The sequence below is a fragment of the Phaeobacter sp. JH20_08 genome (assembly GCF_048056635.1).
In the GTDB taxonomy this organism is placed as follows: Bacteria; Pseudomonadota; Alphaproteobacteria; order Rhodobacterales; family Rhodobacteraceae; genus Phaeobacter; species Phaeobacter bryozoorum.
The window spans coordinates 1-13,483 of sequence record NZ_JAYMVV010000007.1; the positions used below are offsets into that span (position 1 = coordinate 1).

Sequence of the window (13,483 nt, forward strand, 5' to 3'; positions counted from 1 at the left end):
ACTCTCTTCTGCTTGAAAGCCTTGCACGCCTGATTTCTTCGTGTGACATAGAAAGGTATGGGCCCAAAACCGCTTCATCCGGACGTACTTGAATTTATTTCCAGCCTGCGAAAGCTGGAAGCCATTCTTGCAGAGCACGATCAGGAGTTTTGGGCAGAGAAACTGTCACGAGTGCGCCAAGTCGCAGAAAAATCTGATGGTTACAGCGTACAATTATTTGAAGGATTATTTGGTGGCCTGGGAAGCTTAAGCGACTTGATCCTTGATGCTCCGGCTTCCGCCAACATCGAGCTTGCGGAAGAACGAACACGTGCATACGAGCTGGCGCAAGCATTGAAATAAACATCCCGGAACGACTGCTTCGACCGCCCAGCGGACGACGGCCGGTATTTGAGGGCTGCAGACGCGGCGAACGGCGGCTTCTACTAGTGCTCGTGCAGCGTCTGGCCGCTGCTAAACCACGACTTTGCAATGGTCACTATCTGCGCTTCGCGGTCCCCTTGGTGCCGACCTCAGCATCAGCCAAGGCTGCCACGTCTCTCAGCATGGCAACTATGGGGTCTGAAGGGATTTTTGCGCCTGCAACAGGCCGAAGCTGCGCCAAGCACGAATGTGTAAAGCAGCCCTTGGGTACGGCTCCGCCTCATAGAGGCGCTGAGCAATGAGGCTAACTGCAGACCAATCGTGCTTACTGCCGATCAGGAGCAGTCTGTCGCAAGAGAGGGTGCCGATGCTGACAAGGCATGGGTGTTACTGAGCCGCTTTACCAGATGATCTGCCGAAGCTTTGGTGTAAATCCTAAGCTTTGCTTGACGTTCACGACTGTGAATTGATCAGGTTTCGAACCCAAAAAGGCACCCACTGGGTCGACTTGTATCCTCAGAAAATTGCGTCTGCCGGGTCTTGTGGACCATCCGGCCGCAACTTGATCCCGATTTACAACTGCCGCCACAGCCACCCTAGAAGTAGACAGGGCACCCTGTGAGCACCCTACATGCTGATTGGAGCTCGACTTCGCAACATCCTTGCCCCAATTTCGAGACAACTTTGCCCCGATTTACACTGACCCTAGTGCGTCCAGGGGGCGCGGCGGTTGGTGGCGAAGTTTTCGCCGTAGCCGCCCGCCCGGATGTTGGCCTTGCGGGTCTTTGGTTCGGTCACGATGGCGTCGATGCCATTGGCCTCGGCGTATTCCAGCGCCGCTTCCTTGGTGTCGAACCGCAGGCGGACCTGGCTTTGGGTGTCATGTGAGGAGGTCCAGCCCATCAGCGGATCCACTTCCCGCGCGCTGGTGGGCACGAAATCCAGGACCCATTTGCGGGTCTTGGCCATACCGGAGGTCATGGCATTCTTGGCTGGCCGATAAATCCGCGCTCGCATGGGATATCTCCTCTCAGATCTCTGCCCCCTATATGCGCTGAACCCTGATCACGGGCAAGGTGGCAAATGCCGCAGATTGCACGGGTTTGGCAGGAAAAACCGGGATTTCCGCCCTCAGCGACCGGCATTTTGCGCCGCTGCGAAGCCATCGCCGGGCGCGGGGTGGAAAAAGCCCCTTGAATAAGAACAAAAACAGACCAATCTCTGCCCCTAGCAGGAGAGAGCCATATGCCATACGCCCATTCCGACAAATCCATGCCCATGATGGCCGACCGCGCGCCGCAGCAGCGTCCCAAGCTGGAAGGCGGGCGGAAATTTGTCATGCACACCGAGTTCGATCCGGCGGGCGACCAGCCCACCGCCATCAAGGAGCTCTCCGAAGGTGTGCTGGAGGGCGAGCGCAATCAGGTGCTGCTGGGCGCCACCGGCACCGGCAAGACCTTTACCATGGCGAAGGTGATCGAGGAGACCCAGCGCCCGGCCATTATCCTTGCCCCAAACAAGACGCTGGCAGCGCAATTATACGGCGAATTCAAAGGCTTCTTTCCCGAAAACTCGGTCGAATACTTCGTCTCCTTCTACGACTATTACCAGCCGGAGGCCTATGTCGCGCGCTCTGACACCTATATCGAGAAGGAAAGCCAGATCAACGAACAGATCGACCGGATGCGCCACTCAGCGACCCGTGCACTGCTGGAACGGGACGATGTGATCATCATCGCGTCGGTCTCCTGCATCTACGGTATCGGTTCGGTCGAGACCTATTCGGCGATGACGCAGGACCTGAAGGTCGGCGACGAATATGACCAGCGGCAGGTGATGGCCGATCTGGTTGCCCAGCAGTACAAGCGCAACGATCAGGCGTTTCAGCGCGGCTCCTTCCGGGTGCGCGGCGATTCGCTGGAGATTTTCCCGGCCCACCTTGAGGATCGCGCCTGGCGGCTGTCCTTCTTTGGCGAGGAGCTGGAAGGCATCACCGAGTTCGACCCGCTCACCGGGGAAAAGACCGGCAGCTTCGACCAGATCCGGGTCTATGCGAATTCGCATTACGTGACGCCGAAACCAACGCTGAAACAGGCGGTGATCTCGATCAAGGAAGAGCTGAAAATGCGGCTCGACCAGCTGGTTGGTGAGGGCAAGCTGCTGGAGGCGCAGCGGCTGGAACAGCGCACCAATTTTGACATTGAAATGCTGGAGGCCACCGGCCATTGCAACGGGATCGAGAATTATTCGCGCTATCTGACGGGCCGCGCACCGGGCGAGCCGCCGCCGACCCTGTTTGAATTCATTCCCGACAATGCCATTGTTTTTGCGGATGAATCCCATGTCTCCGTGCCGCAGATCGGCGGCATGTACAAAGGCGACCATAGGCGCAAATTCACCCTCGCGGAACATGGTTTCCGCCTGCCATCGTGCATGGACAACCGTCCCCTCAAATTCGAGGAATGGGACGCGATGCGCCCGCAGTCGGTGTTTGTTTCCGCCACGCCCTCGGCCTGGGAAATCGAACAGTCCGGCGGCGTCTTTGCCGAGCAGGTGATCCGCCCCACCGGCCTTCTGGATCCGCAGGTGGAGATCCGCCCGGTCTCGATGCAGGTGGATGATCTGCTGGACGAGGTGCGCCGTGTCACCGCCGATGGGTTCCGCACCCTTGTGACCACGCTGACCAAACGCATGGCCGAGGACCTGACCGAATACCTGCACGAACAGGGCATCAAGGTGCGCTACATGCACTCCGACATCGACACGCTGGAGCGGATCGAAATCCTGCGCGATCTGCGGCTTGGCGCTTTTGACGTGCTCATTGGCATCAACCTGTTGCGCGAAGGGCTGGATATTCCCGAATGCGGATTGGTCGCGATTCTCGATGCCGACAAGGAGGGTTTCCTGCGCTCGGAGACCTCGCTGATCCAGACCATTGGCCGCGCCGCGCGGAACGCCGAGGGCCGCGTCATCATGTATGCCGATCGGATTACCGGCTCGATGGAGCGCGCGCTTGGTGAGACCAACCGCCGCCGTGACAAGCAGATCGCCTATAACCTTGAACATGGCATCACGCCTGCGACGGTGAAAAAGAACGTCGAGGACGTGCTGGCCGGTCTTTATGCGGGCGATGTGGATATGAACCGCGTGACCGCAACCCTCGACAAACCGATGCACGGCGCCAATCTGGAGGCCCATCTGGCCGGGCTGCGCGAACAGATGCGCAAGGCGGCGGAGAACCTGGAGTTCGAGGAGGCAGCCCGGCTGCGCGACGAGGTCAAACGGCTGGAAGCGGTGGATCTGGCGATTTCCGACGATCCGCTGGCGCGGCAGTCCGCCGTCGAAGCCGCATCGGAGGCGGCGGTCAAATCACGGGGCCGGTCCACTGCGGGCAAGGCCGGGACACGGGCCTATCGCGGCAAATCGCAGAAGAAATTTTCATAGGTGCCCACCGTTGCGGCGCGGCCTCGGCCCGGTCCGCAGCACCGGCGACCGGATAGGGGTCCAAAACGAAAATACCCCCCGCAAATGCGGGGGGCAGTGAATGCCGGGTCACAGGCGGACTGGCATTAGTTGGATTCGGCGGCAACTTCGTCAGCAGCGTCTTCCGGCGGGGTCACTTTCAGACCGGGCACCGAGATTTCGGCTTCTTCCATGGTCACATCAACGTCGGGAACCTTTACGGTGGCGGTTTCCTCGGTGATGGAGACGGAACCGACTTCGGCATCAAATTTCGGCAGGTTGCCACCTTCGACGCTGACATCCACGTCAGGCAGGCTTGCCTCTTCGGTCTGGTCGACGTCGACCATGTAGATGCCGACCGCAATGGCGATTACAGCAACAATACCCATAATAATTCCGGTAGCGGTTTTCATAGCGTGGTTCCTTTCAGATTGCGATACATCTCAGTGATGGTTCGAGAAGCAAACAACCCACCTCACAAAAAGGTTCCCAAAAATTTTAGCGGAACCTTTCTGGCGTCTGAAAGGTTGAGCAGACAGAACAAAATTGATGGAGAGAGAAAATGGGTTACAGTCTTCTTGGTCTGCTTATTCTTATCGCTGACCTCTACGCGATCTACCAGGTCCTGACATCCGGCGCATCGACCGCAGCCAAGGTGATCTGGACCCTTGTCATCCTGGTCCTGCCGGTGATCGGCCTGATCGCATGGCTAATCGCAGGCCCACGCGGCAGCAAAGCACATATCTAACAGTGCGTTAGATAATGCCCCGGCAGCCAGATCATGGCGCCGGGGCATATTTTTATCTGCACTAACTGGTGCGGCAGGCTGCCCGCGCATCTCACCAGATAGCTATGAACAAACCGCCCTTATTTGCAAAAGGCGGTTTTCTGCATTTTTCAGATCAGAAATCAAACAGGTCCTCAAGAAAGCCACCCCGTTTTTTCTTGTAGCGTTTTTCCGAATAATTCCGGTCTGAATCGCGTTTTTCAGGGCGATAACTGTCCTGCTGCCGACTCTGCGGCTGCGGCGCTGGCTGGCTGGACCGTTCGATGATTTTATCCAATTCACCGCGATCAAGCCAAACACCCCGGCATTGCGGACAATAGTCGATTTCCACACCGGCCCGGTCGGTCATTACCAGCTGGGCGCCGTCAATTGGACATTGCATCGTTTTCTCCTCGCTAAACCTGATTGCAATCCAAGTGGGGTCGGCTGCCGCGCGGAACAAGCCTGTCGGCGAGGAATTGCTGGCCTCGCGTCAAAAAACCGCAAGTCTCAGCGCACGACATGCACCGCACAGGCCGCGTGGCGCACCACCTGCGTGGCGGTCGATCCCAGCAGCAGGTCCTGCATCCCCGGCCGGTGCGAGGCGATGATGATCAGGTCGGGTGCGTTCTGTTCGGCCCAGTCCAGAATCGAACGACCGGAATGGCCATCAATCAGCAGCCCGGTCGCGTTGGGCAATGTCTGGGCCAGGCCGTCCAGCTCCGCCTGAAGCGCCTTGCGGGTGCCCTCCAGATAATCGATCGGCATATAGGAAATCGCATAGGCCGGCACCTGTTCAACCACATGCAGAAGGGTGATCCGGGCCTCTGGCGTGGCCAGCAGCCCCGCCAGCTTTAGCGGGGCGCTCACATCTCGGTCGGGATCAAACGAAATCGGGACAAGAATATTATGATACATTTGCGGTCTCCTCTGTCTGCGGCACCCCCATCATGAGGCCGCGCCCACCGGCCTGCCTTGATCGAGATCAGCCGCGTACAACACGGAAACGCACCAGAGATCAAAAGGTTGCGGCAACCTCATACATCACCGGTTCAAAACTGCGACAAAGCTCGTTGATCTTGCGATTGCGGTTGCGCATCTCGGTGCTGCGCAGCATGGCCATAAAATCCTCCCGCCGCCGCCACTGCGAATAATTGGCGATCCGCGTCTGGGCGTCATTCACATGCAGCCCGGCAGAGATAAAGCCCGGCTGATGCGAAATGAACTCCGCATAGGCTTCGGTCAGGGCATCCAGCAGATCCTGACAGGTGCCCGGCGTCATCTCAAAGGTGGTGATCACGGTTTGGGTTTCGGTATTGGTCGCTATCGTCGGCATGGCTTCCTCCGTTGTCCATCTCCAGCCTACGCCGGTTTGAGGAAATCCGGCAGAGGTTTTTGCCCGCCCCGGCAGGATCGTCGATCCTTGTCCAATAGACGCATAAAAAGAGTGGTCAAAAATAAAATCAACTTTAAAGTGTTTTTATGCTGCACGGGTTCCTACGCTTACTGGCTGTCCTTGCCCTCTGCCTGATGCCGCTGGCCTCGGTTTCCGCCGGGGCGTGGTTGCAGCAGGAGGGTCAGGGGTTCAGCGCGACCAGCCTGACGCTGCGCCGCGACCTGGCCGCGCTGAAAGGGCTGAGCGAGGGGCAGCGCCTGCCGGCAGAGATCGGATTTTACGGGGAATTTGGCCTGCATCCGCGCTGGACCCTCGGCGCCGATCTGAATGTCAGCCGCGGCAGCTCCGCCCATGCGCTGCTGTTTCTGCGCCACCCCCTGCCCCGTCTGGGACAGGCAAATACCGCGGTGGAGCTGGCGCTGGGGGCCAATCAGAGCAGCGGGGTCTGGGCGCCGATGCAGCGGATCACCCTGTCCTATGGGCGCGGGTTCGACATCGCGCTGAAAGGCAGGCCGCTGTCGGGTTGGATCGCTCTGGATCTGGGTCATGAATGGCGCAGCAAGGGGCGGCAGCAGACCTGGAAACTGGATGCCACGCTGGGGCTGAACCGCCCCGGCAAGCTGGCGCCGCTGCTGCAGGTGGAAACCAGCAGGACAGCGGGCGCGCCGCTGTCCTTTTCCATCACCCCCAGCCTGCGGCTGCCACTGGCAAAGCGGTTCGGAAAGAGCGCGCCGGAGCTGGTGATCGGTCTCCAGCACAAGCGCGCCGAAACACGCGCGCTGGGGATCAAACTGGCGATCTGGCACCGGTTCTGACCCCCAGCGCTGCGGATCACCTGTCCACACGCACCGTTACCTGCACCGTGCCGCGCACCGCCTCCGGCCAGACCAGCTGGACCTGATCGCGACGGCTGCCGACGCGCAGCTTGGCATAGGGCATGGCATGGCGATCGGCGCCGCCGCCGAGCTCTACCGGGCCAATGGCGACGACGCTGTCGATGCCCCGTGCCTGACCGCGAAATGGCAGCGCATCTTGGGTGTCGACGGTCCAGGTCGTGGCCGCGCTGCCCTGCACATGTTCAATCCTGAGCGGGTTGGCCACCGCGGTTGAGACGTTGTGATAGGTGTTGCCCTCGTAGAAGATATCCCTGGTGCGGCTGAAATCGAGGTCGGAGAAGCTGGTATCGACCCGCTCTGCCCGGTCGATGGTGCCGTTGATGGAGCGGAATTTATTCCCCGACACGGTCATCCCGTTCAGAAAATGGCCGCTGCCATAAGGCTTTACCACGATGTAGCTGAACCAGGGGGCGACATCGCCGGACAGGAACACATTGTCGGTGATCGACAGGGCGCTGAAGGAGAAGCCGCTGGTGAAATCGGGGCGGGCATCGCGTTCATTGGTCCATTCGACAAAACAATTGTCGATGTAATTGTCCGACACGGTCGAGGCGCAATTGGTGCTGGTCAGGATCAGACCGGCGGTGCGGCTGCCATCGGCAACGGTATCGCCCTGAAAGAAGTGATTGCCGGTCACCGTCTGGTTCTGGCCACCCAGCAATGCGAAATGGCGGAACTTGGTGGCGCGATTGTTGCGCAGCTTGGCATCATTGGCGTTGACGTTCAGCGCGATGGATTGCCGGGCGCCGACATTCAGCGGCTCTTCATCGGACAGGAACTGGCAATTGTCGATCAGGATACCCTGACAGCCGGATCCGATGGAGGTGATGCCGCGGTTTCGTGGCCGCGAAATAAAGCAGTGGTCCAGGCTGAACACGGTGCCGGCCGGGGCCAGACGAATGCCGCTACAGCGCCCGTCGCACTGAATCTCGACCTCGGTCATGCCGAATTTACTGAGCGCGCTGAAGCCGCTGAAATCCAACATGTATTTGAAGTCGCGAAAGGTGTATTGCTGGGTGCCCACCGCATCATAAAGCGGCGCGGTCAGGGTCAGTTCGCCCGCGCCCACGTTCTTGTCCCGGACGTAGATTTCGCGCCCGACGCCGCTGCCTTCGACAAGCGCGCCAACGGGAATATTGGCGATATTGGCGACATTTGTCAGCTTGCGGGATGCGCTGGTGCTATAGGTTGCCTGAGCGGTGATGGTATCGGTGTCCCAGGCGGCATTGGCGGCAGCCTCCAGCTGGCCGTTGCGGATCACCCGGCGGGTCGCGTAGCTGGTCTTGTTGGGGACCGCCGCCTGCATATCGACGGGTCCGCGCAGGGTGACCTTGCGCCCGCACAGATCCAGCGATTCATGATCGGCATTGTTCAACAGCGCCTGAAACGCCTTCTTGAAGCCCAGTTCCTCATCCCCGAAAGCCGCGGCATAGCTGGGGAAATCGAAATTGCGGGTCAGCAGCAGCATCCGGCTGGTGGGCATGCGGACGGTGCCTTCAAACTGGACCTCATGGTTCATCGACACGGTGCTCCCGAGGTAGAATTCCCCCGCAGGGACCAGCACACGACGGCCGGCGGCCGCGGCATCAGCCGCCTCAAAGGCGGCAGTATTGTCGGTGCTACCATCACCGATTGCGCCATAGTCGGTCACATCCACCAGGCTGATCATATTGCGCAGGAAGACTCCGGTGACATCGCGTACCTCGATATCGTCGACCCGCACCACGCCGCCATTTGGCCCGATCAGATCCAGCCCCACATGGGCAAAGCGCCCCTCAAGCCCCCAGGCCATATCGACGCCATTGCGGCTGCCGGTGCCGATAATGGCCGATACCTCAACCACTTTTCCGTAGGTCGACAGGCTGGTGCCCGCCCCGGTCTCGACCACGCCGCCCAGATGACCGCCGCCCGACTGCCCGGCCCAGGCCGCGATGCGAACGGTTGGCAGGGCACCGCTGACCGCCTTTACCCGCGCGGTGACCTGCAAATAGCAGCCCGGCGTCAGCATGGTGCGGGTCATATTGCGCAGTTTCTGCACCGAAGCGGTCTTTTGCAGTTCAAGACAGCCGCCAAAATCGGCATCCGCCGCGACAAAGGCCGCATTGGCCGCGCCCTGATAGGTGTCCGACCCCGGTGTGCCATTGCCGCTGGACCAGTTGTTGAGCCCCTCGGCAAAGGCCGGGGGCATCAGCTCTACGCCGTCAGTGATCGCTATGTTCATCAGTCACCCTTTCTAATACCGCCGTTTCCGGCTGATCAGGCCGCAGCCCGGTTCACTCAGGGAAAGGGTTGTAAAGGACGGGGTTTAACGCGCCCTCAGAGGGGCGTTCGCAGGGTATGCACCGGGGGGGGAGAATCAGGTCGCGGGCGCATCCTCCGTCAGCAGCTGAACGGCGTTGATCTTCCAGCCGGTCGGGGTCTCAACCATCTGATAATCCAGAAGATGTACCCGCCCCTCTGGATCGGTGATCATCACCCGCTGCCACAGGCCACCGGCCACGGTGCGCAGCCCCAGATAGCGCACCTCATCCGGTTGCCAGACCATCGGGTAGCCCGACTGCACCATCTGTGCAAAACGCTCGGAATTGCCGAACAGCCCCTGAATCATCGGCGACGCATGGGCAAAGGCGGCCTCGGAATCACGCCTGAGAAAGGCGGCGATCTGATCTGCGATCACCCCGGTTATCGCGCTATCGCGCCCCTCGGCGGCACCCGGAACCGGCAGCGACAACAGGGCGACAGAAACACTCATCAACAAAAACTTGCGCATGGCAGATCTCCTCTGATGCCCCTGTCAGCTAGCCCCGGCGCGGGCGCGGTCAATCACCGCTGCCTGTTTTGCCGCGCCGCTGCGCCCTGCGCGAAACAAAAAGGGCGCCCGTTACAGGCGCCCTTCCGTTGACATATGGCTGCGGAGTCAGACCAGCTCACCCGCCAGCGCCTGATCAATCAGCGTGATGGTGTCCTCGACCCCGTAAAGGGCGATGAACCCGCCGAAACGCGGCCCCTGCGTGGCGCCCAGCAGCACCTCGTAGATGGCCGAGAACCAGGCGCGCAGCGGCTCGAACCCGTGGATCTTGCCGATGGCAAAGACAACGGATTGCAGGAATTCCTCATCCGCGAAATCGGCCTCGGGCAGCGGGTCGGTGCTGCCTGCGATCTCGTTCTTCTTGGCAATCGCGGCCAGCGCGGCTTCGGGCGATTTCAGCGCATCCGCCAGATCCTGAAGCGCCGCACGCTCCTGATCGGTGGGCAGGCGATAGGTCTTTGCCGGTTTCACGAAATCGTTGAAATAGGCCACCGCAAAGCCCGCCGCCTGATCCATGGTCGGATTGCTCTCTGGCGTCGCGTCGGGGGCGTATTTGTTGATGAAGCCCCACATGGTTGCCTTGTCCTCGGCGCTGGAGGCCGAAGCGAGGTTCAACAGCATCGAGAATGGCACCACCATATCCGACTGCGGCACATCGCCTGCGTGGATGTGCCAGACCGGGTTGTTCAGCTGTCCCTTCAGATCCTGGGTGTGATAGGCGCGCAGCTGCTGGTGGTATTCGTCCACCGCCTTGGGGATCACATCGAAGTGCATCCGCTTCGCCGTCTTGGGCTTCAGATACATGAAATAGGCCAGGCTCTCGGTCGAGGCATAGGTCAGCCATTCATCAATGGAAATCCCGTTGCCCGAGGTCTTGGAGATCTTCTGACCGTTGGCATCGAGGAACAGCTCATAGGTGAAATGCTCCGGCGCCGGGACGCCCAGCACCCGGCAGATGCCATCATAGATCGGTGTATTGGTGGAGTGATCCTTGCCGTACATCTCGAAATCAACGCCAAGTGCCGCCCAGCGGGCGCCGAAGTCGGGCTTCCACTGAAGTTTCACGTTGCCGCCGGTCACCGGCAGGGTCCATTCCTTGCCGTCCTCGTCATCAAAGGTGATGGTATAGGTCTCGGCGCAGACCTTCTTCATCGGCACATAGAGCACGCGGCCGGTGTCCGGGTGGATCGGCAGGAAGATCGAATAGGTCTGACGGCGCTCTTCGCGCAGGGACTTCAGCATGATCGCCATGATGTCGTCGTATTTGTCGACGGCGCGCTTCAGGATCTCGTCGAACTGACCGGAGCCGTAGAATTCGGTGGCCGAATAGAACTCATACTCAAAGCCGAAGGTATCAAGGAACCGGCGCAGCATGGCGTTGTTATGATGGCCAAAGCTCTCGTATTCGCCAAAGGGATCCGGCACCGAGGTCAGCGGCTTTTGCAGGTGGTCCTGCAGGCTGTCGGCATTTGGCACGTTGCCGGGGATCTTGCGCATCCCGTCGAGATCATCCGAAAAGCAGATCAGCTTCGTCGGAATATCCGAAATCACCTCGAAGGCTTTCTTGATCATCGTGGTGCGGGCCACCTCGCCAAAGGTGCCGATATGCGGCAGGCCGGAGGGGCCATAGCCGGTTTCGAACAGGACATAGCCCTTTTCCGGCGCGCCCTTGGCATAACGTTTGAGAACCCGGCGGGCTTCTTCAAACGGCCAGGCTTTGCTCTTCAGAGCTTCTTCGCGCAGATCAGACATCATGTTCTCCATCGGCAACCGGAGGTGGCTCCGGTCGGACTGCTAGCCCCCCGTCTGCGGCGCTGTCTCGGGCGCCGGTGACTGCGGGCGGCTCACCACTGCCGGGCGCCCCATGCACCCGGTCGGCCTCACCTATGGTGAGCGGCGATACGTGTCAAGAAACCGCAGTGTTTCAGCACCAGAATAGCGCCCCAACAGCGCCCAAACGGCCCCAATGTCGCGCGATTTGCGCGGTCCCGGCGGGCGATCCCGAAGCGGCCTGCATTCTGCTGGCCCCTCGCCCCGCCCCCGCCTGCTGCGCGCCCCTCGCCGCACCGATGAAGAGCGGGAGGCGGCAGCGGATTTCACCCGGTGACGCATTGACCCGTTGATTGGGCCGTGGGGGATGCCTATTCTTGTTCACGAACCCGTGCCAATTTACTGGAATCCCACAATGAACACCCAGACCGCCCACCCCTTTACCCCGCAGGATTGCCTCGTTGCGCTGATGGTGGCGGTCTCGGCCTCGGATGAGAATATCCGCACCGCCGAGCTGGTGAAAATCCAATCCGCCGTCAACATGCTGCCGGTCTTTGCCGATTACGACATCGACCGGATGAACCGCACCTCGCAGACGGTGTTTGACCTTTTTGAGCAGGAGGACGGGCTGGATGCGCTGTTCGGCCTGATCCGCGAGGATCTGCCCGAGCGGCTGTTTGAGACCGCCTATGCACTGGCCTGCGATGTGGCCGCGGCCGATGGCAGCCTTGCCGAGTCGGAGCTGCGGCTGCTGGAAGAAATCCGCTATGAGCTGAACATCGACCGGCTGCACGCCGCCGCCATCGAGCGCGGCGCCCGCGCCCGCCATATGGTCTGAGGCAGGCACCACGGCAGCACCGGGCGCGAACGCCACAGAAGATCCGCTGCCGGGGCCAGAGAAGGGCCGCGAACACTCACGCACTCAAGGGGCCGCGAGGCGGGGGGCTTGCCCGACCTCAGCCACCTGTCACTAAATTGCCTGTTGTCTAGATGCCGGTGAATTCTGGGGCCATGACCTGGCTTATCAGACCACCGGTGTTCACCGCGTGATAGATAGACCGGGGCGGGCGGGCCGCACCATCCACGCTGCGGCACACCCAGCTTTTTGCTTCCATTGATTTCAATGACTGCGACAGGGCCCGATCCGTTATTGTCGGCAGGTTTCGCTTGATGTCGCTGAAATGACTTGGTCTGTGAAGCGTTGTCAGAACCGGCAAGGTCCATGACCGGCGCAGCAGGGGCCGGTCGTCCTCGCACGCGACATCGTGGATCTTGCAGGCGATGGCTGCGGCTGCCGCGCCTGATTGAGTGAGCCGAAATTCGGGGCGTAGCGGATGACCGTAGCCCGGGTTGCGCTCAATCAGGCCAAGGTCAATCAAATGATCCATACTTTGCGCAAAGGCGGTCCGGCTGGCACCGGTCGCAGCCAGCAACGGCGCCTGCCGCCCGGCGATACCGGAACTGAGGCTCGACAGAATGGGCATTGCCCAGGCCCTGGATGTGATGTTGACAAGCGTCATTATGTCCATAAAGTATAGTTAGTATATTTTAGATCATAAGGAAAGCCCATGTCACTCGTTTCAGTAGATCAAACCATCACCATCGCAATGTCGGTCAAGGATCGCCACGCCAGCGCCAAATGGTACGAAACCATGTTGGGCTTTGAGTTGCTCTATCATGCTGACGAGGCAGGCTGGTCCGAGGTTCAAACCAACACGCCCGGAGTCGCAATCGGCCTTGGCGAGCACACGAAGCCCGCGCCGGGAAACTGCGTCCCTGTCTTTGGCTGCGCTGATCTGGAGTCGGCCCGGCAGAAACTGGAACAGGCCAACGTCAAATTTGATGGCGAAACGGATGTGGTCGAAGGCATGGTCAAAACCGCGACCTTCTACGACCCCGACGGCAACGCGCTGATGCTCGCACAGGATTTGACCGGCGGTTAAAGCTGATCGGCCGGAGCCGTGGCAGAGCAGCAAACCAGGTAACGGGCCACGCCTGATACGCCCGCGCGCCATTTGCAT

At 60.3% G+C, this 13,483-nt stretch carries 15 protein-coding genes; 6 read left to right on the plus strand and 9 right to left on the minus strand.

Annotation, left to right across the window (positions count from 1 at the left end; translation table 11 throughout):
* Positions 1 to 57: 57 nt before the first annotated feature.
* Positions 58 to 342 carry a DUF6966 domain-containing protein gene (locus VWY75_RS07995; protein ID WP_416537437.1) on the plus strand — a complete coding sequence of 95 codons (285 nt, stop codon included), beginning with the start codon at positions 58 to 60 and terminating at the stop codon, positions 340 to 342.
* A gap of 726 nt (positions 343 to 1,068) precedes the next feature.
* Here VWY75_RS07995 and VWY75_RS08000 read toward each other — a convergent pair.
* Positions 1,069 to 1,380 (minus strand): ETC complex I subunit, encoded by a 312-nt coding sequence (locus VWY75_RS08000; RefSeq protein WP_340547279.1) that lies wholly within the window; start codon positions 1,378 to 1,380, stop codon positions 1,069 to 1,071.
* Between the two features lie 228 nt (positions 1,381 to 1,608).
* On the opposite strand from VWY75_RS08000, the gene uvrB reads away from it, so the two are divergent.
* Positions 1,609 to 3,807 carry an excinuclease ABC subunit UvrB gene (uvrB, locus tag VWY75_RS08005; protein ID WP_340547280.1) on the plus strand — a complete coding sequence of 733 codons (2,199 nt, stop codon included), beginning with the start codon at positions 1,609 to 1,611 and terminating at the stop codon, positions 3,805 to 3,807.
* Between the two features lie 125 nt (positions 3,808 to 3,932).
* On the opposite strand, the gene VWY75_RS08010 is transcribed toward uvrB, so the two are convergent.
* The gene (locus VWY75_RS08010; protein ID WP_340547281.1) at positions 3,933 to 4,238 is read right to left on the minus strand and encodes a hypothetical protein; all 306 of its coding nucleotides are present in this window, start codon (positions 4,236 to 4,238) and stop codon (positions 3,933 to 3,935) included.
* A 149-nt stretch (positions 4,239 to 4,387) separates the two neighbouring features.
* On the opposite strand from VWY75_RS08010, the gene VWY75_RS08015 reads away from it, so the two are divergent.
* Positions 4,388 to 4,573 carry a PLD nuclease N-terminal domain-containing protein gene (locus VWY75_RS08015; RefSeq protein ID WP_340547282.1) on the plus strand — a complete coding sequence of 62 codons (186 nt, stop codon included), beginning with the start codon at positions 4,388 to 4,390 and terminating at the stop codon, positions 4,571 to 4,573.
* 154 nt (positions 4,574 to 4,727) lie between these two features.
* Here VWY75_RS08015 and VWY75_RS08020 read toward each other — a convergent pair whose 3' ends face one another.
* The 3 genes from VWY75_RS08020 to VWY75_RS08030 form a co-directional block, all read right to left on the minus strand.
* Entirely contained in the window at positions 4,728 to 4,994 is a 267-nt protein-coding gene (locus VWY75_RS08020) for a zf-TFIIB domain-containing protein (protein WP_416537581.1), read from the minus strand.
* A gap of 107 nt (positions 4,995 to 5,101) precedes the next feature.
* Positions 5,102 to 5,509, minus strand: a complete 408-nt coding sequence (locus tag VWY75_RS08025; protein WP_416537438.1) for a universal stress protein — start codon at positions 5,507 to 5,509, stop codon at positions 5,102 to 5,104.
* 100 nt (positions 5,510 to 5,609) lie between these two features.
* The gene (locus tag VWY75_RS08030; RefSeq protein ID WP_061049879.1) at positions 5,610 to 5,927 is read right to left on the minus strand and encodes an antibiotic biosynthesis monooxygenase family protein; all 318 of its coding nucleotides are present in this window, start codon (positions 5,925 to 5,927) and stop codon (positions 5,610 to 5,612) included.
* Positions 5,928 to 6,073: 146 nt separating this feature from the next.
* Between VWY75_RS08030 and VWY75_RS08035 the strand changes: the two genes are divergently transcribed.
* Positions 6,074 to 6,802, plus strand: a complete 729-nt coding sequence (locus VWY75_RS08035) for a hypothetical protein (RefSeq protein ID WP_340547284.1) — start codon at positions 6,074 to 6,076, stop codon at positions 6,800 to 6,802.
* A 16-nt stretch (positions 6,803 to 6,818) separates the two neighbouring features.
* On the opposite strand, the gene VWY75_RS08040 is transcribed toward VWY75_RS08035, so the two are convergent.
* The 3 genes from VWY75_RS08040 to VWY75_RS08050 all read right to left on the minus strand — a co-directional run bounded on the left by VWY75_RS08040 (position 6,819) and on the right by VWY75_RS08050 (position 11,444).
* The gene (locus VWY75_RS08040; protein ID WP_416537439.1) at positions 6,819 to 9,104 is read right to left on the minus strand and encodes a glycosyl hydrolase family 28-related protein; all 2,286 of its coding nucleotides are present in this window, start codon (positions 9,102 to 9,104) and stop codon (positions 6,819 to 6,821) included.
* A 135-nt stretch (positions 9,105 to 9,239) separates the two neighbouring features.
* Positions 9,240 to 9,653 (minus strand): DUF4864 domain-containing protein, encoded by a 414-nt coding sequence (locus tag VWY75_RS08045; RefSeq protein WP_416537440.1) that lies wholly within the window; start codon positions 9,651 to 9,653, stop codon positions 9,240 to 9,242.
* 147 nt (positions 9,654 to 9,800) lie between these two features.
* Positions 9,801 to 11,444, minus strand: a complete 1,644-nt coding sequence (locus VWY75_RS08050) for a lysine--tRNA ligase (protein WP_416536710.1) — start codon at positions 11,442 to 11,444, stop codon at positions 9,801 to 9,803.
* 433 nt (positions 11,445 to 11,877) lie between these two features.
* Between VWY75_RS08050 and VWY75_RS08055 the strand changes: the two genes are divergently transcribed.
* Positions 11,878 to 12,300, plus strand: coding sequence for a tellurite resistance TerB family protein (locus VWY75_RS08055; protein WP_416536709.1), 423 nt, complete (start codon positions 11,878 to 11,880; stop codon positions 12,298 to 12,300).
* Between the two features lie 148 nt (positions 12,301 to 12,448).
* Here the strand turns inward: VWY75_RS08055 and VWY75_RS08060 are convergent, their stop codons facing one another.
* On the minus strand, positions 12,449 to 12,991 hold the full coding sequence (locus VWY75_RS08060; RefSeq protein WP_416537441.1) for a winged helix-turn-helix transcriptional regulator: 543 nt from the start codon (positions 12,989 to 12,991) through the stop codon (positions 12,449 to 12,451).
* 39 nt (positions 12,992 to 13,030) lie between these two features.
* Between VWY75_RS08060 and VWY75_RS08065 the strand changes: the two genes are divergently transcribed.
* Entirely contained in the window at positions 13,031 to 13,405 is a 375-nt protein-coding gene (locus VWY75_RS08065; protein WP_416536707.1) for a VOC family protein, read from the plus strand.
* The last annotated feature ends 78 nt before the right edge of the window (positions 13,406 to 13,483 follow it).

Coding starts and splice junctions, on each gene's coding strand:
- VWY75_RS08020 (WP_416537581.1), bottom strand. CDS start 4,994: ATGCAATGTCCAATTGACGGCGCCCAGCTGGTAATGACCGACCGGGCC.
- VWY75_RS07995 (WP_416537437.1), top strand. CDS start 58: ATGGGCCCAAAACCGCTTCATCCGGACGTACTTGAATTTATTTCCAGC.
- VWY75_RS08055 (WP_416536709.1), top strand. CDS start 11,878: ATGAACACCCAGACCGCCCACCCCTTTACCCCGCAGGATTGCCTCGTT.
- VWY75_RS08060 (WP_416537441.1), bottom strand. CDS start 12,991: ATGGACATAATGACGCTTGTCAACATCACATCCAGGGCCTGGGCAATG.
- VWY75_RS08025 (WP_416537438.1), bottom strand. CDS start 5,509: ATGTATCATAATATTCTTGTCCCGATTTCGTTTGATCCCGACCGAGAT.
- VWY75_RS08015 (WP_340547282.1), top strand. CDS start 4,388: ATGGGTTACAGTCTTCTTGGTCTGCTTATTCTTATCGCTGACCTCTAC.
- VWY75_RS08000 (WP_340547279.1), bottom strand. CDS start 1,380: ATGCGAGCGCGGATTTATCGGCCAGCCAAGAATGCCATGACCTCCGGT.
- uvrB (WP_340547280.1), top strand. CDS start 1,609: ATGCCATACGCCCATTCCGACAAATCCATGCCCATGATGGCCGACCGC.
- VWY75_RS08030 (WP_061049879.1), bottom strand. CDS start 5,927: ATGCCGACGATAGCGACCAATACCGAAACCCAAACCGTGATCACCACC.
- VWY75_RS08065 (WP_416536707.1), top strand. CDS start 13,031: ATGTCACTCGTTTCAGTAGATCAAACCATCACCATCGCAATGTCGGTC.
- VWY75_RS08035 (WP_340547284.1), top strand. CDS start 6,074: ATGCTGCACGGGTTCCTACGCTTACTGGCTGTCCTTGCCCTCTGCCTG.
- VWY75_RS08010 (WP_340547281.1), bottom strand. CDS start 4,238: ATGAAAACCGCTACCGGAATTATTATGGGTATTGTTGCTGTAATCGCC.
- VWY75_RS08045 (WP_416537440.1), bottom strand. CDS start 9,653: ATGCGCAAGTTTTTGTTGATGAGTGTTTCTGTCGCCCTGTTGTCGCTG.
- VWY75_RS08040 (WP_416537439.1), bottom strand. CDS start 9,104: ATGAACATAGCGATCACTGACGGCGTAGAGCTGATGCCCCCGGCCTTT.
- VWY75_RS08050 (WP_416536710.1), bottom strand. CDS start 11,444: ATGTCTGATCTGCGCGAAGAAGCTCTGAAGAGCAAAGCCTGGCCGTTT.